A 20278-nucleotide genomic window follows, 5' to 3' on the forward strand; every position below is an offset into this window, starting at 1 on the left:
TATGTTTGACAGAGAAAATGAAATTGTAGCCGGTACTGTTAATAACGGCGAAGAGGAATTGGAGCTTAGCTTAAGACCTCAAAGATTATCTCAATATATCGGTCAAAAAAAAGTAAAGGAAGTTCTGAATATATTTATTGAATCAGCAAAGCTTAGAAATCAACCTCTTGACCATGTGCTTTTATCAGGACCTCCGGGACTTGGAAAAACTACTCTTGCCAATATTATTTCTAATGAAATGAATGTAAATATAAGAGTAACCTCAGGACCTGCTATTGAAAGACCCGGTGATTTGGCAGCCATATTGACTAATTTAAATGAAAATGATGTTCTTTTCATTGATGAAATACATAGATTAAACAAAAATGTGGAGGAAGTTTTGTATCCCGCATTGGAGGATTTTGCTCTTGACATTATTATCGGTAAGGGTCCTTCTGCAAGGTCTATAAGGTTAGATTTACCGAAATTTACTTTAATTGGAGCAACAACAAGGTCGGGAATGTTAGCATCGCCTTTGCGGGACAGATTTGGTGTATTGTGCAATTTGGATTTTTACGATGCGAAAGATTTAAAAGAAATAGTTATAAGGTCTGCAGGCATTATTAATATCGAAATTGATGATAAGGGTGCGGAAGAAATTGCAAGGCGTTCAAGAGGAACTCCAAGAATAGCAAACAGATTGCTGAAACGTGTGAGAGATTATGCCATAGTGAAAAGTGACGGTATAATTGATACCGAAACTGCGGATTTGGCTCTCAGGATGCTTGAAATAGACCAAATGGGTCTGGATAAGCTCGACAGAAGGATATTGAATACAATTATTGATTTTTATAAGGGCGGACCTGTCGGACTCGATACATTATCAGCTTCCATAGGTGAAGAAAAGGGAACCATAGAGGATGTTTATGAACCTTATTTGCTGCAAATCGGCTATTTGAACAGAACACCGAGAGGCAGGGTAGTTACTGAATTAGGATATAGGCACGTTAATAAAATCAGACAAAATGACGGACAACTTTCTTTTGATTTAGGGGAGGAATTTTAATGGCAAAATTACGCAATAGAATAATCGTATTTTCAATTTTAATAATATTTTTGTTCACAGCTGTATGCTATGCTGCAACTGGTACAGAATATGTGAAAGTCAGAATAAGATTCCCAAGGGTTTATAATGAACAAGCTTCTTTAAAGGGGTATGAAGATATAACTGTTTATGAAATAAATGAAAATCCAAATGAGATTTTTAATCTTGACAGTAATCATATAAGTGTACATTTGGATTCTAATAAATCCTATCATATTGAATTAGATGATACTTATGACTCGTATGAAGAGGCGTTAAGCTATGCAAAAGAGTTCGAAAATAATTTTGGTGATGATTTTTATCCTTATTTTGATAGTGATGGTTTCAAAATATACGCCGGATTTTATTCAAGCAAAAACGATGCAAAATCTCTTTTAAATAAATTAAGCAACAACGGATATGACGGTGAAGCTGTAAACACGGAATTCAGAAGTATAGTTGTATATAATGAAAAGAATAAGCCGGTTTTAATGTATGATAATAACTCTAATCTGTATTTTACATCCTATTATGATAAAGAGTCCATTGATATGATAATGATTGAAAACAGACCGTACCGGGGATATATGGGCTTTAAAATAATTGAAGATTCAAAGCTTATATCAATTAACTATGTTGATTTGGAAAGCTATTTATACGGTGTTGTACCTAATGAAATATCGGCTTCATGGGGAATGGAAAGCTTGAAAGCACAAGCCGTGGCGGCGAGAACATATGCTATCTATAATAAAAATCCAAGAGCCCTGTACGATATGGATGATAATCAGAATTCTCAGGTGTACAGAGGATACAATTCGGAAAAAGAATCAACGGATAAAGCAGTTGATGAAACAAGGGGTGAAGCAATTTATTATGATGATAAGCTGATTCAGGCATTTTATCATTCAACCAGCGGCGGAAGCACCGAAAGTACTGAAAATGTGTGGTTTGAGAACTTACCCTATGCTGTAGGGGTAGATGATGCATACAGTGACAGATCCGGCTCACCATATAATGAATGGCAGAAAAGCTACAGTAAGGAAGAAATAATCAAAAAGTTAAGAGATGACGGCAATAATGTCAGAGAGCTTTATTCAGTGGAAATAACCAAAGTAACTGAAAACAACAGAGTTGTGGAATGTATATTTTCCACTGATATTGGAGAAATTTCATATAAGAAAGAAAATGCAAGGTTGTTATTAGGACTTATGAGTTCTTGGTTTGATATAATAAACGGCAACGTATATTATTTTACTAACGAATTTACATATTTAAATGAAAATAAGACAGTTCCTTCAAGAGGAGGGGGCATATTAGACAATATTGTGGATGCAGAAGACGAAGAGGAAGCAAATGAAAGCTTTAAAAGCTTAAACTCGGGAGGCATTATAGGTAAGAATGTAATATCAAGTGACGGAACGAGCAAAATAACTAAAGACACACTTTCTGTTATATCCTCAAACGGAATCTCCACTCTTAAAACAGACTCATCCTCATATAATTTTGAAGGCAGAGGATGGGGACATGGAATTGGTATGAGCCAGTATGGTGCTAAGCAAATGGCAGAAGAGGGCTTTAGCTACGAAGAAATATTAAAACACTACTTTACCGGAGTAACTATCAGATGACAGAAATAAATTTTAAAACCAGCGATTTTTATTATGAGTTGCCGGAAGAATTAATAGCGCAAACACCTATAAAGGAAAGAGACCATTCAAGGTTGTTAATTCTTGATAAAAAAACAGGAGAAATTGAGCATAAGCATTTTTATGACATTGTTGATTACTTTAATGAAGGAGATTGCCTCGTAATTAATGATACAAAGGTATTGCCTGCAAGATTGTTCGGTACTAAAAAGGATACGGGAAGCTTAATTGAAATCCTTTTACTTAAAAGAACCGGTGACAAAAGATGGGAAACCTTAGTAAAGCCGGGGAAAAAAGCAAGAACGGGAACAGAAATAACTTTTAAAGAGAATCTGTTATCAGGAAAAATAGTTGAAGTATTAGAGGATGGAAACAGAATAATCGAATTTGATTACAAGGGTATATTTGAAGAAATATTAGATCAGCTTGGTGAAATGCCCTTGCCGCCGTATATACATGAAAAATTGGAGGATAAAAACAGGTATCAAACAATTTATGCTAAAAATCCCGGTTCCGCAGCGGCTCCGACCGCAGGTCTTCATTTCAACGATGAGGTATTAAAAAGCTTAGAAAACAAAGGTGTCGATATAGCAAGGTTAACACTCCATGTAGGTCTCGGAACATTTAGACCGGTAAAGGCCGAATTTATATCTGAGCATAAGATGCACTCGGAATATTATGAATTATCCGAATGCGAGGCAAACAAAATAAACAATGCAAAACAAAATGGTAAGAGAGTGATTTCTGTCGGAACTACAAGCACAAGGACATTGGAAACCATAGGAGACGAAAATGGTTTGGTAAAGCCGGAAAAGGGTTGGACCGATATTTTTATATTCCCCGGCTACAAATACAGAGTGGTGGATGCATTGATAACTAATTTCCATTTGCCTGAATCCACGTTAATCATGCTAATAAGTGCATTGGCCGGTAAAAATAACATTATGAGAGCATATAAAACGGCAGTAGATAATAAATACAGATTCTTCAGCTTTGGTGATGCAATGTTCATAAAATAATTCAAATAAATTAAGTAGGGTGAAAAATGTTTAAATATGAGTTAATAAAAGAATCGAAGAAATGTAAGGCACGTTTAGGCAAAATTTATACTAATCATGGAGCTATAGAAACTCCGATATTTATGCCGGTTGGAACAAAGGCGACGGTGAAATCAATGACCCCGGAGGAATTAAAAGATTTAGAGGCACAAATAATTTTAGGAAACACATATCATCTATATTTAAGACCCGGTCACGACCTTATAAAGGAAGCAGGAGGACTGCATAAATTTATGAACTGGGACGGACCGATTTTAACAGACAGTGGTGGATTTCAGGTTTTCAGCTTGGGACCCTTAAGAAAAATAACTGAAGAAGGTGTTGAGTTCCGTTCTCACATAGATGGCTCCAAACACTTTATAAGTCCTGAAAAATCCATGGAGATACAAAATTATTTAGGTTCTGATATAATGATGGCATTTGATGAATGTGCCCCATATCCCTCCTCTCATGATTATGTAGAAAAATCAATGCAGCGTACAACAAGATGGGCTAAAAGATGCAAGGAATTTCATAAGAATACAGATAATCAGGCACTGTTTGGAATAGTTCAAGGGGGTATGTACAAGGACTTACGAATAGAAAGTGCCAAGCAAATTACTGATATTGATTTTCCCGGTTATGCTATTGGAGGATTAAGTGTCGGTGAACCAAGAGATTTGATGTGTGAGATAATGGATTACACGGTTGATTATTTACCGAAGGATAAGCCAAGATACTTGATGGGTGTGGGAAGTCCCGATTATCTCTTTGAAGCTGTGGAGAGGGGTATAGACATGGCTGACTGTGTCTTACCTACGAGGATGGCGAGACACGGCGCTTTTATGACGAGCAAGGGTCAGCTTGCGATTAAGAATGCAAAGTACAAACGTGATTTTAAGCCAATTGATGAAAACTGCGGCTGTTATACATGCAGAAATTATTCAAGAGCTTATGTGAGACATTTATTTGGCGAAAATGAAATACTTGGAGCAAGGTTAGCTTCAATACATAATTTATTTTTCTTGATTAATTTAATGAAAAGTATTAGAATAAGTATAATGGAAGATAATTTCATGAATTTCAAAAAAGAATTTTATGAGAATTATGGATATTAATTGATTACATAGGAGGAAATATGCTCGAGCAAGGTTCACAATTTAGCGGACTTATAATGATGGTCGCATTGTTTGGATTAATGTATTTCATGATGATAAGACCACAGAAGAAAAAAGACAAACAAATTAAAGAAATGAGAGACAGTTTAACCCTTGGTGATGAAGTTATAACAATAGGCGGAATTCACGGCAAAATTGTTAAAGTTAACGATGAAATAGTAACGTTGGAAATGTCTCATGCAAAACAAAGAGTAGAGTTTTCTAAATGGGCAATCGGATCGGTTGCTAAAAAAGGAAAAGAAAAGGCAGAAATTATAGATGTTGAAGAAGAAACATCAGCAGATGAAGATAAAGACAATTAGAAAATTAAAGGAGCTTTCGCTCCTTGTTTTTTTTATGACCTAACCCCATTTTTCAGAGTCTTTTTTCTGAAAAATGGCTGGTAGGTCAAATGCACAGAATGCCAAATTTATGTGAGTGAAGCGAACAAATAAATTTGATGCATTCCCCTGCTTATGACTTAACCTGCTTATGACCTAACCCATTTGATATATTCGCCTGATTATGCATTTTTTCCAAACAGATTTTTACCGGCAACAATGATCTCATGTGACAATAACGGAATCATAGATATCAGAATTAAATTACCCCATTCTTTTAAGGTTAATCGGCTTGTTTCAAATACTTCTGTAAGAATTGGAATTTCCGTAACCGCTATCTGAAGCGCCAATCCTATTATAAATGCTGCAATCATTGACTTATTGTCAAACATCTTCATTTTAAACAAAGATTTATCGTAGTTTCTCATACCTATGGCATGGAATAACTGTGATACTCCCAATGTAGTAAATGCATATGTCTGAGCATGTTCTATGATGCTGTAATCCGCTCCGTTAACTATAAGGGTTTGACCAAGCATCCATTTTATATTTTCGAGAGTTATTGCCATACCTTCCGCATTTAAGTGCATAACAGGTGACCACAGGAATGCTCCCAATGTTAAGCCGGCTATCATGAAACCATTATATACTGTAAATATCAATCCACCGTGAGCAAACAGGCTTTCATTTGGATCTCTTGGCTTAGCCTTCATTATGTCGTTGTCTTTAGGGTCAACTCCCAAGGCTAATCCCGGCAATGAGTCTGTTATCAAGTTAATCCAAAGAATGTGTATTGATTGAAGCGGAGATGCAAGCCCTGCTGCTATAGCGGAGAACATTGAAATAACTTCTCCAAAGTTGGATGAAAGAAGGAACAAAACTGTTTTTTTAATATTCTGGTAAATTCCTCTTCCCTCAGCAACTGCTTTTTCAATGGTAGCAAAGTTATCGTCTGTAAGCACCATGTCAGCAGCACCCTTAGCAACGTCTGTACCTGTTATACCCATTGCTACTCCTATATCTGCTGATTTTAGAGAAGGAGCGTCGTTTACACCGTCTCCTGTCATAGAAACTATGCTGCCGTTAGATTTAAATGCCTTAACAATCATAACCTTGTGTTCGGGAGAAACTCTTGCGAATACCCGCAAATCTCTTACCTTGTTATTTAATTGCTCTTGCGTTAATTCATTTAAATCACTGCCTGTTATACATTGATTTTCATTTTCGGCAATTCCTAAGTCCTTAGCTATGGCTAAAGCAGTATCCTTATGGTCCCCGGTAATCATTATGGTTGTGATTCCCGCTTGCTTTAATACCTGTACAGAATCTTTCGCCTCCGGTCTTGGAGGGTCAATCATACCTATTAGGCCAACAAATGTAAGATTTTCTTCATTTGCTGTGTCATCATCTTCTTTATATCCTAAAGCTAAAACTCTGAGTGCTCCTCTTGCCATTTCAGAAGCTGCCGTATTTATATCTGTTTTATGCTGTTCCGTAATTTCGGCAACTTCACCGTTTAAGTATATTTTTGTGCATCTTTCAAGGAGTATGTCCATAGCTCCCTTTGTATAACTCATTACTTTATTGTCTTCCTTATGAACTGTCGTCATTAACTTACGAGCCGAGTCAAATGACTGTTCATTAATTCTCGGATTAGTTTGTTCGAGACCTTCTCTCGTAACATTGACCAATTTACCCATATCTAATAAAGCAAGCTCTGTAGGGTCACCGATTCTTTCATTATTAGCCGTTGAAGCATCGTTACAAAGTACGAACCCTTTAGTAAAAATAGTATTTTTATCATATGAAAGCTCTGTAACATCCTTTATTTGATTATCTAAATAAATCTTTGTGACAGTCATTTTGTTTTGTGTAAGAGTACCTGTTTTATCTGAACAGACAACGCTGACCGCACCAAGGGTTTCAACTGCCGGAAGCTTTCGAACTATAGTGTTAACCTTAACCATTCTTTGAACTCCAAGAGCCAAGACAATTGTTACGACTGCGGTTAAGCCCTCCGGTATTGCTGCAACAGCCAAGGCAATTGCGGTAATAAGCATTTCAATTATATCTCTTCCCTGCAATAATGCCATACCGAACATAGCAGCTACTATAACTATTGCTACAATTCCAAGAAGCTTGCCTAAATCATTTAATCGTCTCTGTAGCGGAGTTAATTCTTCTACACTTTCATTAAGCATGGATGCAATTTTACCTATTTCCGTATCCATGCCTGTATATACAACTACACCTTCTCCTCTTCCATACGCTACACTTGTTGAAGAATAGACCATATTTATTCTGTCCCCGATACTCATTTCTCCGGTAGCTATGAAGTTTGCATCTTTATATACGGGAACAGATTCACCTGTAAGTGCAGATTCTTCTATCTTTAAATTTACTGATTGTAATAATCTTAAGTCTGCAGGAATTATACGACCGGCTTCAAGTATAACTATATCGCCTGCTACCAATTCACTTGCGGGTATTTCTACAACTTTACCGTTCCGTCGAACCATAGCCGTGGGGCTGGATAGATTTTTTAAAGCTTCTAAAGCAGCTTCAGCTTTTGACTCCTGGACAACTCCTATTACTGCATTAATCAAAACAACTATTAAAATTATGACAGCATCAGTTACCTCATGCAGAATAGCTGATATAGCTGCTGCCGCAAAAAGTATATAAATCATTGTATCCTTAAGCTGAGCCAAAAACATCTGCAAGATTGTCTTTCTTTGCTTCTCAACTAAAGTATTCGGCCCATTTTCCCCTAACCGTTTTTTCACTTCCTCCTGAGTCAGACCATTGCTGCTTTGAACATTTAAACTCAACAATGTATCTTCAGAGCTTTTTTGATAATACATAATTCTCTCCTTTTTTATAGTTTTAATTGCACTTACAGTATAAGCGGCCGACACCAAATTAAAATTTGGGTCGTCTGCTTAGTATGCCAAATTTTTATAAAAAAAAGACTTTTGTATATCTCTTTTTATAAAAAAATAAAGATACACTAAAAGTCTTGTTACCTAAATTTCACGATCAGATTTTCAGCCAGAATCAATGATCCCGTGTTGTTGACTGAAAATTTAAAACTACTCCCTCTTAGTATTTTTACTTTAGCAAACCTAAATTGAAATGTCAAGAAATTTTATAACTAAATCGGAAGTTTTGTCTTTAAAAGTTCTTTTTTACTTGATTTTGAATAAGATTTAATGAAAACAAAAAATGGAGGATAATTATGAATATAGTTAAATTGCTTAAATATTCACTGTATCTGTTTATAATGATACTTGCGGTATTCTTTGTTATAACAATATATATGTACTTTTTTTCAAAACAGCCGGCGGCAGAAATCAGTTACAGCATATCAGTACCCATTTGTATATTTATTGTTTCATTACTGTATGCTAAAAGTGTACATGAAAGAGGTTTAATAAGAGGAATTGAACTTTGGATTGTTTATTTTGCATTAGTTCTTTTAATGAAGGTAATTTTCAGTTATCCCGGCCAAATCAGTATTGTAAGACAATTGTTATATCTTCCCGTATCTGTCTTGGGGGGAATTTTAGGTGTTAATACTAAGTTGAAAATCCCCAGAAGATAAATATAATTAAAACTATTTGCAAATATTAAAAAAATACTTTTAAATACTATAAATAAGTGCTATAATTTAGGAAGTTCATTAGGAGGGTTATTATGGTACATATTAAAACACTTAACCAAAAAAAGCTTACAGATAATATGAGTGTAAAAGGATGCGGAGAATGCCAGACTTCATGTCAATCTGCATGTAAAACTTCTTGTACGGTAGGAAATCAAAAGTGCGAGAATAAATAAATCTGTAGTGGCTGAGCCACTACTAATTTTTTTGCACCTACAGCATGAGAAATTTTGGAGGAAAAATGATACATTTATTTAAAATGAACGACATGTATTTTGCAATTGATACAAACAGCGGCTTGGTACATGTTGTTGATGAAATAATTTACGATTTATTAAACAATGACAGTTTCAAATGTGATCATAAAGTTAAAGAATTAGAAAAAAAGCATGGAAGAGATATGATCAGTGAAGCAATATCGGAAATAAATTATCTCATAGTTAATAACATGCTTTATACCGAGGAAACAAATGCAGTAAATAAAATCAAACCTGCCATTAAAGCAATGTGCTTAAATATGACTCATGACTGCAACTTAAGATGTGAATATTGCTTCGCTTCACAAGGAAGCTACAAGGGTGAAAGAGAATTTTTAAGCTATGAAACCGGTAAAAAGGCCTTTGATTTTTTAGTTAATAATTCGGGATTCAGAAGAAATTTAGAAGTAGATTTCTTTGGCGGTGAACCATTGATGAATTTCGAAACTATCAAAAAACTTGTGGATTACGGCAGGTCATTAGAGGAAAAACATAATAAGCATTTTAGATTTACCATTACTACAAACGGTGTTCTTTTAGATGATGAAAAAATTGATTATATAAATGAAAATATGGATAATGTTGTTTTAAGCATTGACGGCAGAAAATCTACAAATGACCGTATGCGCAAAACAATCAATGAAAAAGGCAGCTATGAGACAATCGTAAAGAATTTTCAAAATTTTGTTTCTAAAAGAATGGATAAGGATTACTTTGCAAGAGGAACATTTACTGCATACAATTTAGATTTTTCAGAGGATGTTAAACATATTCGTGGTTTAGGGTTCGATAAAATATCCGTTGAGCCGGTTGTAGCAAATCCTGAAGAAAAATATGCTTTGAAGGAAGAGCATTTGGAAATTCTCAAGGAAGAATATGAAAAGCTGGCGGAGCTTTATCTTGAAAGTAATAAAGAAGAAAATAAAAAATTCAACTTCTTTCATTTCAATATTGAGCTTGACGGAGGTCCGTGCATCTATAAAAGATCAATTGGTTGCGGAGCAGGAACAGAATATGTTGCTATAACTCCAAACGGAGATATATATCCATGTCATCAGTTTGTAGGACAAGACGAGTTTGTTATAGGAAATGTTGATGAAGGTATTTTCAATGAAGAAATAACAGATAAATTCAAAAATGTATCTGTCAATGAAAAACCTGTGTGTAAGGATTGCTGGGCTAAGTATTATTGCAGCGGCGGATGTCATGCCAATGCATATAATTTCAACAAGGACTTTAACATACCATACAGTGTGGGATGTGAATTAGAGAAAAAACGTATAGAATGTTCAATATATATTAAGGCTAAATTAGCATAATAGCTCTAAATGCCGTTTGATAATAAAAAAATGTGGTAAATATATACTATTATATAGTATAATGTAAATATCATAATTCAATGAAAATTTATTTAAACAACAAGAGAGGAGTGTAAGTATGCAAATTGGTTTTATAGTAGTATTAATAATAGCAATATTTGTTGCGATCTTTTCTATTCAGAACGGAGATATTGTCAGCTTGGATTTATTTTTAGCAAGAGTCGACATGCCTTTGGCCGTAATAATAATGGTATGTATCATTATTGGAGCTGTTTTAGTGTTGGCATTAGGCACAACAAGACAATTTAAGAAAAGATCCGAATCAAAAGAAATGAAAAATAAACTCAAAACTCTTGAAGGCGACAAGATGCTTGCCGACAAAACCGTTAAGGATTTACAGCAGGAAATACAGGGTATAACAGAAAAAAACAATGAACTTTTATTAAAAATTTCTGAGCTTGAGGAAAACAGTAAAATACAAAAAGAAACAATAGAATCATTAAATAATGAATTAGAATTAAAAAATGATTCTAATACTATAAACGAAAGCGTCGGTACTGAATTAAGCGATGAAAAAAGTGAAGTTGAAAGTGAATGAATATAATCAGAAAGATATTGATGATATAAGTAAAAAATTCAATCTTTCCGACATATCCTCAAGGATACTGTTAAACAGAAATTTAAGAACATTTGATGAGATAGAAGAATTTCTTGATCCGGATTATAAATACTTTGAAAGCGCAGAAAATTATAAAGACCTGCAAAAAGGCGCGGATAGAATTTTAGAAGCCGTCAAAAACAGCGAACATATGGTAGTTTATGGAGATTATGATGTTGATGGAGTTACTTCCATTTGCCAATTCATAATTTTGCTTAAAAAAGCAGGTGCAAGCATAGAATATTATGTTCCTGAAAGAGAAACAGAAGGCTATGGCATAAGCTCCGATTTCATAGAGCTGTTAAAAAATGATTCTATAAAAGCAGATTTAATTATAACAGTTGATTGCGGTATAGCTGAAATAGAGAAGATGCGTGAAATAAGCAGTTTAAATAAGGATGTTATCATTTTAGATCACCATCAATGCAAGGAAGAGTTGCCTGAAGCATATGCTATAATCAATCCAAAACAAAAAGATTGTCCGTCAAAAAATAAGCACCTATGTGCTTCCGGACTATCTTTTAAATTTTTGACTGCTTTAAATAAACATTTAAAGGTACAAAATATAGAAGATGTTTTATTGGAGCTTGCCTGCTTAGGAACAATTGCAGATATTGTTGACTTAATAGGCGACAATAGAATTATTGCTAAAAACGGATTAAAAAAGATTAATAATACAAGGTTAATAGGCTTGAAAAAGCTAATGGAGGTCTCCGGCATAAAGGATAAGGAAATTGATTCCTTTCATATTGGTTTTATTGTGGCACCAAGAATAAATGCTGCCGGCAGAATGGATACAGCTAAAAAGGCCATAAAGCTTTTACTTGTTGAGAATGAAAATGAGGCAGAGTTGCTTGCCTTGGAGCTTGAAAGCTTAAATTTGTTAAGAAAGAAAGCAGAAAGTGTAATTTTTGACGAAGCTGTTAAGAAAATAGAAACGGAATTTTTATACAGGAAAAATATAATTGTTGTATACGGACCTAATTGGCATGAGGGTGTACTTGGCATTGTTGCATCAAAGCTTACCGAAAAGTACGAAAGACCGAGTGTTGTTATTTCCGTAAAGGATAATGTAGGAAAGGGCTCTGCAAGGAGTTTGGAGTATTTAGATATTTTTGAAAGCTTCAGAGCGGCAGATTCATATTTAGTTAAGTATGGCGGGCATAAGCTTGCCGCCGGTTTAACTATACAAGAAGAAAACATAAGTGCTTTCTCTAATGAGCTAAATAACTACATTCAAACTCAATATGAAGAAACAAGTATAAAGGAAATTGCCGTCGATTCTTATGTAAATGTAAAAGATTTAAACATTAATCTTTATGATGAAATATGCAAAATTGAACCATTTGGCTCAGGTAACCCCACACCGCTTCTTGTACTTGTTAAGCCGTCGCTAAAAAGTATTAAGAAAGTTGGAAAGGACGGAAATCATTTAAGCTTTGTATTAACAGATGGAAGTAATGACATACCGGTTATTGGCTTCAGTAAAATTAACTTATTGGAAAAAATTCTTACAAAACCATATGCATATGCTGTTACATTATGTTTAAACGAATTTAACGGCAGAAAGTCAGTCCAGCTGATTTTACAAAATATAGAAGAAGATGAATTCTTTGAATACAATATTGACGAAGAAAAATTAAAGATGATCAATTCAATTATCAATAAAACTAAGTCAAAAATAATTAAAACCGATATATTTATGCTTGTTGAAAAGCTGAACAAATTATATAATACTAAAATAACAGCGGAAGAAATTGTTTGTATGTTGAAAAAAGCAGATAATATACAGTATGCATTGAAGGATGATATGCTGTACATAAAAAAATAGAGCTTAACCGGAGGATTATAATATGGACTTAAAAGAAAAAATCAGAGTAATTGATGGATTCCCTGCAGAAGGAATCAGCTTTAAGGATATTACAACACTTTTGAAGGATGCTGATGCATTAAAAGACTGTATCAATCAAATGGCGGAAAGATTTAAGGATGTCCATGTTGATATGGTAATAGGACCTGAATCAAGAGGATTTATTTTTGCTACACCTCTTGCTTATTTATTAGGTACAGGTTTTGTACCTGTAAGAAAACCGGGTAAGCTTCCTGCTGAAACGATAAGCTATGAATATAAGCTTGAATACGGAACCGATAAATTGGAAATCCATAAGGATGCAATACAGCCGGGTCAAAAGGTATTGATAATAGATGATTTATTAGCTACCGGAGGAACTATGTATGCAGCAGCTAAGCTTGTGGAAAAGCTTGGCGGCGAAGTTGTTGGACTTGGATTTTTAATAGAGCTTAACGATTTAAACGGAAGAGAAAAATTAGAAGGATACAAGGTAGAGTCACTGATACAATATTAAAAATATTCTTATTTTAATATATTTATTGCTTTAATTTACTAAAGAAAAGATATGGTGGAAGAATGCTTGGAAATTTAATCAATCAAATAGAATCATACAATCCAAATGCAGATATAGCGGTTGTGGCCAAGGCATACAATTATGCGGAGATGGCTCACTCAAATGCACAAACAAGATTTTCGGGTGAAAGATATTTTGTTCACCCTTACCATGTTGCGCTCATTTTAGCTGATTTGCACGTTGATGTTCAAACAATAGCAGCGGGACTTCTCCATGATGTAGTTGAGGACACCGGTATAACTGATGATGATATAAAAAGAGAATTTGGCGAAGAAATTGCGAATATGGTTGACGGTGTTACAAAGTTAAGCAAAGTTAAATACAGAAATAAAGAGGAACGTCAGGCTGAATCCTTAAGAAAAATGATAATTGCAATGTCCAAGGACATCAGAGTGGTTATTATAAAGCTTGCTGACCGTCTGCACAACATCAGGACTCTTGAGTACATGCCGAAAGAAAAGCAATATCAAAAAGCAATGGAAACAATTGAAATATATGCTCCAATTGCTAATCGTCTTGGTATGGCTTCAATTAAATGGGAATTAGAGGACTTAAGTTTAAAATATATTGATCCTGACGGATATGAGGATTTAGTAAGAAAGGTACAGGAAAAAAGCGAAAAGCGTAAGGATTATATTGATCATATTATTTCCGTCATGTACGAAAAACTTAATGAAGCTAACATACAGGCAGATATTAAGGGAAGACCGAAAAGCTTGTATTCAATTTATAAGAAAATGTATTTCAAGCATAAAACCTTTGAACAAATATATGATTTAATAGCAGTAAGAATAATTGTAGACAGTATAAAGGATTGCTACGGCTCCTTAGGTACCGTTCATACGTTATGGAAACCGATACCCGGAAGATTTAAGGATTATATTGCAATGCCTAAGCCAAATATGTATCAGTCATTACATACTACGGTTATCGGGCCTCAAGGAGAACCCTTTGAAATACAAATCAGAACCTTAGATATGCACAGAACTGCTGAATACGGTATCGCAGCACATTGGAAATATAAAGAAGGTATCGATGAACAAACTCACTACGAGGAAAAATTAAACTGGCTGAGACAAATGCTTGAGTGGCAGCAGGAAACAAATGACCCTCAAGAATTTATGGAAACATTAAAAATAGATTTATATGCTGATGAGGTATTTGTATTTACTCCAAAAGGAGAAGTAGTAAATATACCTACAGGCTCAACGCCGATAGATTTTGCATATAGAGTTCACAGCGCCGTGGGCAATAAGTGTGTCGGTGCAAAGGTTAACGGACGTATTGTTCCAATCGATACAAAACTTAGAACAGGCGATCAGGTAGAAGTTTTAACATCGCAGCAAAGCAGCGGTCCAAGCAGGGATTGGCTTAAAATTGCTGCATCAAGCCAAGCCAAATCGAAAATCAGAAAGTTCTTTAAAGAAAGAGATAAAGAATTTAATGTTGAAAAAGGTAAAGAGCTTGTTGAAAGAGAAATCAAAAAGCAGGGATTTTTGGTTAATGACCTGTTAAGGGAAGATTGGCTTAAAACAGTTGCCGAAAAATACAGTATGTATACCGCAAATAATCTTTACGCAGCGGTTGGTAACGGAGGTATCACCGAAAATCAAATAGTAAACAGATTAAAGCTTATTTATCTTGAAAAAAATAAAGATAAAATAGAGCTTGATAAAATAGAAAATCTTGAGAAAAATCTTACTAATAAAGCACCTTCAAGAATCGAGAAGCATGCTTCGGGTGTCATTATAAAAGGTATAGATAACGTCAAAATTCGTTTTTCAAAGTGCTGCAGTCCGGTACCCGGCGATGCAATCGTCGGATATATAACAAGAGGAAGAGGAGTTTCAGTACACAGAGCTGACTGTACCAACATACATGATTTAAATGACAGTGATGACCAAAGATTTATAGAGGTTGAATGGGATACGGGCAAGAAGGCAAAATTTGTGAGTGAGCTTCAGATTAAAGCTCTTGACAGACCAAAATTTTTGCAGGACCTTACTAATTTATATTCTGAGGCAAAATTAAATGCCGTATCTTTAAATTTGAGAGTTAATAAAGAGAGAATAGCAATTGTTGATATAGGTTTTGAAATAGAAGAAACTAAACAAATAGAAGATTTAATGAAAAAAATTAGGAAATTAGACGGTGTTTTGGAAGTGTATAGAAATAAGAAATAGCGGTAGGTCATTCGCAACTGATTCCTAATTTATGCGAGCGAAGCAAGCAAATAAATTGGTGAACGAGACTGCGCTATAGATACTGATAGGAGAAAGAAATGAGAGCAGTAGTGCAACGTGTTAAGCGTGCAAATGTAACGGTTGACAATAAGGTAATCGGTGAAATCAGCCATGGCATTTTATTGTTGTTGGGTGTTGAATGCAACGACGATGAAAAGGATTTGGAATATATGTGTGACAAGGTTCCGAATTTAAGAATATTTGAAGATGAAAACGGAAAAATGAATAAAAGCTTATTAGATGTAGATGGAAGTATTTTGGTTATATCACAATTTACTCTTCTTGGAGATGCAAGAAAAGGCAGAAGACCAAGCTATACAGAAGCAGCTCAACCAGAAAAAGCAATACCGATGTATGAAAAATTTATCAGCAGCATGAAGGAAAAAAATATATTTACTCAAGAGGGTGAATTCGGAGCTGATATGCAGGTTGAATTGGTGAATGATGGACCTGTTACAATACTCTTAGACAGTAAAAGAGTTTTTTAGGAGGAATTTATGATATTTGAAGGATTTGCAGTTGGTTCATATTATTCTAATTGTTATATAGTTGGAAGTGAAACGAGCGGGGAAGCGGCAATTATTGATCCCGGTGCTGATTTTAATAAAATTGACAGCTTGATAGAGAAACTTAAATTAAACCCTAAAATGATTATTCTTACGCATTTTCATGGAGATCACATAGGCGCTGTTTTAGATATTGTTAAAAAATATAACACTAAGATTTACATACATAAGGATGATGCGGAATATCTGAAAGACAGCAATATAAATTTTTCCAAACAAATAGTGGGAAAAAGTATTTCAATTAATGCAGATGTATTGCTTAATGACGGAGATGTATTGGAGCTTGGGGAATTAAAATTTGAAATCATTCATACTCCCGGACATACTAAGGGAGGAATTTGTATTAAGGTAGGCAATATAATGATGACCGGGGATACATTGTTTAACAAATCAATCGGCAGGACAGATTTACCCGGTGGTTCATACGAAGAATTAATTAATTCCGTAAAAGAAAAAATATTTAAATATGATGAAGATATCACTATTTATCCCGGTCACAACTCACCTTCAACAATAAAATCCGAAAGACAAGGAAATCCATTTTTTAATTAGAGAAAAATGTTAAAATTTTATTTGACAGGGCATAATTTTGAATATGAATCAAGAAATGCCCTACGAGTTTTTGATTTAAATTTACATTATATTATTAAATATTGCGATATATTAAGCGACATTGATAAAGAAGGTTTAAGCTTGGTGTCAATACTTAAAGAAAAGGATGATACAATTTTGGCTGAGGCATATCTATATAATAATGGAGCTTTATTGTATCATGCAATTTTTAACAGTGAAGAAATACTTTTAGAAAGCAATAATGAAAAAAAGCTAAAGAAAACTCTTGTTGTAAAATCAATTCATAATGTACTGAAAAAATATTATAATGTGGAACCGGATTATGGAATCTTAACAGGAGTAAGAGTAATAAAAATTTTAATTACCGCTAAAAACAATTTAAAAAGTGATGATGAAATAAACCGAATACTTAAAGGCACATATGAAATTAAGGACGACAAAATCAAGCTTCTTTGGAACATATTAGAAATTGAAAGCAAATATATAACTGCAGAACAAAAAAATAATTATAATTTATATGTGGGCATACCTTTTTGCCCGTCTAAATGCAGCTATTGTTCCTTTACTTCATTTGTAAATACTAAAGAAGATAAAGTTAATATATATCTGAAGAGCTTAATTTATGAAATTGAAAAAACTATTGAGCTTGCTTTAAAGAAAGGCATGAATTTAAATACCGTCTACATTGGCGGGGGAACACCTTCGGTACTTAATGAGGCTCAAATTGATTTAATATTTTCTTCAATTAAGAAGTATTATGATTTGACTAAAATTAAGGAAGTTACATTTGAAGCCGGAAGACCGGATACCTTAAGCAGAGAAAAATTAGAGTGCCTAAAACGAAACCATGTTAACAGAATAAGCATCAATCCACAAACGATGAATGAAAAAACCTTAAATTTAATTGGAAGAAGCCACACCATAGATGATATAATTCAAAAATATAAGCTTTCAAGAGAAATAGGGTTTGCAATCAATATGGACGTAATATTAGGGCTGACCGGTGAGGATGAGTCGGATGTTAAAAATACAATAACAGAAATAGTTAAGCTAAAACCTGAAAATATAACCGTGCATTCACTGTCTTACAAGAAGAAATCGGAGCTTACAAGAGAAACTCAGGAAATGTCGAAGGATTATGATTTAATGGCTAAAATGCATGAGGTTGTCAATGAAAAATGCCAATCTTCCGGATACAATCCATACTATATGTACAGACAAAAAAATATTAAAGGTAATTCCGAAAATATTGGCTTTACATTGCCTAAAAAGGAATGTATATACAATATGATTATAATAGAGGAATTAGAAACAATACTTGCCTGCGGCTTAGGCGGTTCAAGCAAAATACTTCAGGATAACGGCAGGCATGAGCCGGTTAGAAACTTTAAAAGCTTAGAGGAGTATAACAGCCGTATACACGAAATAATAAATAAAAAAATAGAATTATTATAGATTAAAGGAGAGAAAATGAAAAAAATTAAAGCTTTTTATTTACAAAATTGCCCGCATTGCAAGCGTGCTTTTAAAATGCTTGAAGAATTGAAATCACAGAATTCAAGTTATTCAGAAATTGAAATCGAATATATTGAAGAATCTGAAAATGTTCAGGCTGCAAGCACTCATGATTATTACTACGTACCTACATTCTATGTTGACGGAGTAAAAATACATGAAGGTGTACCGACATTAGAAAAATTAGAGGAAGTTTTAAAAAAAGCATTATAAGAACCTGGACAGTTACCACAATCAAAAAGGAGACGGTTCTTTTACCGTCCCCTTTTTTTACTTCCCCTTGTTTTTAATTTTACATGTCGTGTGAGGAGTTTTCCTCATTTTTTTTACTAAATTTTTTAAGTCCTAAAATATGATTACCTCTTTTAGAGTCGGATTCAATTTCCCAATGAATAATCAATGTTAATGCTGCTCTCAGAACAACAATGGAAGCAAGGATTATTAATTCATCGATAGTTCTTATTACCAACGTTTTAAGTATTTCGGCACCAAGCTTAAATTCCAAAGCCATTGCCAAAGCTTGAGAAAAATCAATTTTAATTGTTTCGTCTGAAAAATTAAAAAATCTTATTGCATATCTACCAAATGTTTTAAGTGCAGAATAAATTACTATAAAAACACCTATTAATTCCAAAACATGTGCAATATTTGGCACGATAATACTAATTAAATGTTCAAGCATAGCTCCTCCAAAAATCATAAATTACCTCTATTTCATTAAAAAAATTGAAAAAGAGGTTAAGCGTATAAAAAGCTAATTAGTATTATAATCCATTATACTTACTATGTCAAAGGTTCCTTTATGAAAATCAGTAAATCTATGTAATATTCTAAATTCTTAATACATAATGTACATGTTTTCTTATATATATAATATAGGGGTGATGGATATGTTTATATATATAAGAAAAAAAACAATTGGAATTTTGTTAGGCTGCGTAGTTTTAATATTTGCTTGTCTTTTTATTTATGAAGCAATGTTTAATTTTTCTGTTACCGTTTCAACAGAAATTACAAACTGGGGATTAAGCTTCAGAGAAAACGGGAAACCTCCTGTAGGAAATGCTTCAGCAAGGGCTCTTAAAGAATACAATGCTTATTATGTAGGCAAAGACGATTCAAAGGATATATATTTAACTTTTGATGCGGGATTTGAAAACGGATTTACGCCAAATATATTGGATGTTTTAAAAAAGCATGAGATTAAGGCAGCATTTTTTTTAGTAGGTCATTACTTGGAGGAAGAACCTGAGCTCGTAAAACGAATGGTTGAAGAAGGTCACATAGTAGGAAACCATACATACAATCATCCTGATATGTCTAAAATATCAGATGTTGATTCCTTTAAAAAAGAATTAATTTCCTTAGAAGAGCTTTATAAGCAAATAACCGGATTAGATATGCCCAAATATTACAGACCTCCTCAGGGAAAATTCAATGAAGAAAATTTAATAATGGCAAATAACTTAGGTTACAAAACAATATTCTGGAGCTTAGCTTACGTTGATTGGTATAACGATAAGCAGCCTACTAAAGAGCAAGCTTTCAGTAAGCTGATACCGCGTACTCATCCGGGGGCGGTAATACTGCTTCACAGTACTTCAAAAACAAATTCGGAAATATTAGATGAACTCATAACTAAATGGAAGGAAGCCGGCTATACCTTCAAGACCTTAGACGACTTAACAGGAGCATAATAAGTAAAATCCTTTAAAAACTTATTGACAAATAACTTTCATTATGTTAATTTAAACATAAATATGTTGCTTGGGGAAGAGTAATCATAATTGTATTAATCAAAGCAAGACAGGGACGA

19 protein-coding genes are annotated in these 20278 nt (G+C 34.0%); 17 read left to right on the forward strand and 2 right to left on the reverse strand.

Annotated features, from left to right (window positions below; translation table 11 throughout):
• Nucleotide 1: 1 nt before the first annotated feature.
• From ruvB to yajC, 5 genes are read left to right on the forward strand one after another with little or no spacing between them, the layout of a single operon-like run.
• On the forward strand, nucleotides 2-1045 hold the full coding sequence (ruvB, locus tag RT412_RS15755) for a Holliday junction branch migration DNA helicase RuvB (RefSeq protein ID WP_313340811.1): 1044 nt from the start codon (nucleotides 2-4) through the stop codon (nucleotides 1043-1045).
• Nucleotides 1045-2691, forward strand: coding sequence for a SpoIID/LytB domain-containing protein (locus tag RT412_RS15760; RefSeq protein ID WP_313370447.1), 1647 nt, complete (start codon nucleotides 1045-1047; stop codon nucleotides 2689-2691). Before ruvB ends, RT412_RS15760 begins: the two co-directional genes overlap by 1 nt.
• Nucleotides 2688-3728 (forward strand): tRNA preQ1(34) S-adenosylmethionine ribosyltransferase-isomerase QueA, encoded by a 1041-nt coding sequence (queA, locus tag RT412_RS15765; protein ID WP_313340809.1) that lies wholly within the window; start codon nucleotides 2688-2690, stop codon nucleotides 3726-3728. Before RT412_RS15760 ends, queA begins: the two co-directional genes overlap by 4 nt.
• 26 nt (nucleotides 3729-3754) lie before the next feature.
• Nucleotides 3755-4864: a tRNA guanosine(34) transglycosylase Tgt gene (gene tgt / locus RT412_RS15770; RefSeq protein ID WP_313340807.1), complete on the forward strand. Its 1110-nt coding sequence runs from the start codon at nucleotides 3755-3757 to the stop codon at nucleotides 4862-4864.
• A gap of 20 nt (nucleotides 4865-4884) precedes the next feature.
• A complete protein-coding gene (gene yajC, locus RT412_RS15775; RefSeq protein WP_313340806.1) occupies nucleotides 4885-5226 on the forward strand; it encodes a preprotein translocase subunit YajC in 342 nt (113 codons plus the stop codon).
• 200 nt (nucleotides 5227-5426) lie between these two features.
• On the opposite strand, the gene RT412_RS15780 is transcribed toward yajC, so the two are convergent.
• Entirely contained in the window at nucleotides 5427-8108 is a 2682-nt protein-coding gene (locus tag RT412_RS15780; RefSeq protein WP_313340804.1) for a cation-translocating P-type ATPase, read from the reverse strand.
• A gap of 374 nt (nucleotides 8109-8482) precedes the next feature.
• Between RT412_RS15780 and RT412_RS15785 the strand changes: the two genes are divergently transcribed.
• From RT412_RS15785 to RT412_RS15835, 11 genes are all read left to right on the forward strand, one after another.
• On the forward strand, nucleotides 8483-8848 hold the full coding sequence (locus RT412_RS15785; protein ID WP_313340802.1) for a TIGR04086 family membrane protein: 366 nt from the start codon (nucleotides 8483-8485) through the stop codon (nucleotides 8846-8848).
• A 92-nt stretch (nucleotides 8849-8940) separates the two neighbouring features.
• Nucleotides 8941-9081 (forward strand): six-cysteine ranthipeptide SCIFF, encoded by a 141-nt coding sequence (gene scfA, locus RT412_RS15790; protein ID WP_313340800.1) that lies wholly within the window; start codon nucleotides 8941-8943, stop codon nucleotides 9079-9081.
• Between the two features lie 65 nt (nucleotides 9082-9146).
• Entirely contained in the window at nucleotides 9147-10481 is a 1335-nt protein-coding gene (gene scfB / locus RT412_RS15795; protein WP_313340798.1) for a thioether cross-link-forming SCIFF peptide maturase, read from the forward strand.
• 118 nt (nucleotides 10482-10599) lie between these two features.
• Entirely contained in the window at nucleotides 10600-11079 is a 480-nt protein-coding gene (locus RT412_RS15800) for a lipopolysaccharide assembly protein LapA domain-containing protein (RefSeq protein ID WP_313340796.1), read from the forward strand.
• A complete protein-coding gene (gene recJ, locus RT412_RS15805; protein ID WP_313413323.1) occupies nucleotides 11072-12970 on the forward strand; it encodes a single-stranded-DNA-specific exonuclease RecJ in 1899 nt (632 codons plus the stop codon). Before RT412_RS15800 ends, recJ begins: the two co-directional genes overlap by 8 nt.
• A 22-nt stretch (nucleotides 12971-12992) precedes the next feature.
• Nucleotides 12993-13505 (forward strand): adenine phosphoribosyltransferase, encoded by a 513-nt coding sequence (locus tag RT412_RS15810; protein WP_313340792.1) that lies wholly within the window; start codon nucleotides 12993-12995, stop codon nucleotides 13503-13505.
• Between the two features lie 62 nt (nucleotides 13506-13567).
• Nucleotides 13568-15748: a bifunctional (p)ppGpp synthetase/guanosine-3',5'-bis(diphosphate) 3'-pyrophosphohydrolase gene (locus RT412_RS15815; protein ID WP_313340790.1), complete on the forward strand. Its 2181-nt coding sequence runs from the start codon at nucleotides 13568-13570 to the stop codon at nucleotides 15746-15748.
• Nucleotides 15749-15846: 98 nt separating this feature from the next.
• Complete coding sequence (gene dtd / locus RT412_RS15820; RefSeq protein WP_313340788.1) at nucleotides 15847-16296, forward strand: D-aminoacyl-tRNA deacylase; 450 nt, start codon at nucleotides 15847-15849, stop codon at nucleotides 16294-16296.
• Nucleotides 16297-16305: 9 nt separating this feature from the next.
• Nucleotides 16306-16926: an MBL fold metallo-hydrolase gene (locus RT412_RS15825; RefSeq protein WP_313340787.1), complete on the forward strand. Its 621-nt coding sequence runs from the start codon at nucleotides 16306-16308 to the stop codon at nucleotides 16924-16926.
• A gap of 6 nt (nucleotides 16927-16932) precedes the next feature.
• A complete protein-coding gene (gene hemZ, locus RT412_RS15830) occupies nucleotides 16933-18402 on the forward strand; it encodes a coproporphyrinogen dehydrogenase HemZ (RefSeq protein ID WP_313340786.1) in 1470 nt (489 codons plus the stop codon).
• Between the two features lie 15 nt (nucleotides 18403-18417).
• Nucleotides 18418-18675, forward strand: a complete 258-nt coding sequence (locus tag RT412_RS15835; RefSeq protein WP_313340785.1) for a thioredoxin family protein — start codon at nucleotides 18418-18420, stop codon at nucleotides 18673-18675.
• 79 nt (nucleotides 18676-18754) lie between these two features.
• Here the strand turns inward: RT412_RS15835 and RT412_RS15840 are convergent, their stop codons facing one another.
• Nucleotides 18755-19144, reverse strand: coding sequence for a DUF1622 domain-containing protein (locus RT412_RS15840; RefSeq protein WP_313340783.1), 390 nt, complete (start codon nucleotides 19142-19144; stop codon nucleotides 18755-18757).
• Between the two features lie 208 nt (nucleotides 19145-19352).
• Between RT412_RS15840 and pdaA the strand changes: the two genes are divergently transcribed.
• Complete coding sequence (gene pdaA / locus RT412_RS15845) at nucleotides 19353-20159, forward strand: delta-lactam-biosynthetic de-N-acetylase (protein ID WP_313340781.1); 807 nt, start codon at nucleotides 19353-19355, stop codon at nucleotides 20157-20159.
• Nucleotides 20160-20278: the final 119 nt, after the last annotated feature.

Origin of the sequence: Sedimentibacter sp., from assembly GCF_032080165.1 — a bacterium.
Lineage (GTDB): Bacteria > Bacillota > Clostridia > Tissierellales > Sedimentibacteraceae > Sedimentibacter.

Bases quoted from the DNA above. Each gene is read 5' to 3' on its own strand.
- queA (WP_313340809.1), top strand. From the start codon at position 2,688: ATGACAGAAATAAATTTTAAAACCAGCGATTTTTATTATGAGTTGCCG.
- RT412_RS15835 (WP_313340785.1), top strand. From the start codon at position 18,418: ATGAAAAAAATTAAAGCTTTTTATTTACAAAATTGCCCGCATTGCAAG.
- RT412_RS15785 (WP_313340802.1), top strand. From the start codon at position 8,483: ATGAATATAGTTAAATTGCTTAAATATTCACTGTATCTGTTTATAATG.
- scfB (WP_313340798.1), top strand. From the start codon at position 9,147: ATGATACATTTATTTAAAATGAACGACATGTATTTTGCAATTGATACA.
- ruvB (WP_313340811.1), top strand. From the start codon at position 2: ATGTTTGACAGAGAAAATGAAATTGTAGCCGGTACTGTTAATAACGGC.
- RT412_RS15780 (WP_313340804.1), bottom strand. From the start codon at position 8,108: ATGTATTATCAAAAAAGCTCTGAAGATACATTGTTGAGTTTAAATGTT.
- RT412_RS15825 (WP_313340787.1), top strand. From the start codon at position 16,306: ATGATATTTGAAGGATTTGCAGTTGGTTCATATTATTCTAATTGTTAT.
- dtd (WP_313340788.1), top strand. From the start codon at position 15,847: ATGAGAGCAGTAGTGCAACGTGTTAAGCGTGCAAATGTAACGGTTGAC.
- RT412_RS15760 (WP_313370447.1), top strand. From the start codon at position 1,045: ATGGCAAAATTACGCAATAGAATAATCGTATTTTCAATTTTAATAATA.
- tgt (WP_313340807.1), top strand. From the start codon at position 3,755: ATGTTTAAATATGAGTTAATAAAAGAATCGAAGAAATGTAAGGCACGT.
- RT412_RS15800 (WP_313340796.1), top strand. From the start codon at position 10,600: ATGCAAATTGGTTTTATAGTAGTATTAATAATAGCAATATTTGTTGCG.
- scfA (WP_313340800.1), top strand. From the start codon at position 8,941: ATGGTACATATTAAAACACTTAACCAAAAAAAGCTTACAGATAATATG.
- RT412_RS15815 (WP_313340790.1), top strand. From the start codon at position 13,568: ATGCTTGGAAATTTAATCAATCAAATAGAATCATACAATCCAAATGCA.
- hemZ (WP_313340786.1), top strand. From the start codon at position 16,933: ATGTTAAAATTTTATTTGACAGGGCATAATTTTGAATATGAATCAAGA.
- pdaA (WP_313340781.1), top strand. From the start codon at position 19,353: ATGTTTATATATATAAGAAAAAAAACAATTGGAATTTTGTTAGGCTGC.
- RT412_RS15810 (WP_313340792.1), top strand. From the start codon at position 12,993: ATGGACTTAAAAGAAAAAATCAGAGTAATTGATGGATTCCCTGCAGAA.
- RT412_RS15840 (WP_313340783.1), bottom strand. From the start codon at position 19,144: ATGCTTGAACATTTAATTAGTATTATCGTGCCAAATATTGCACATGTT.
- yajC (WP_313340806.1), top strand. From the start codon at position 4,885: ATGCTCGAGCAAGGTTCACAATTTAGCGGACTTATAATGATGGTCGCA.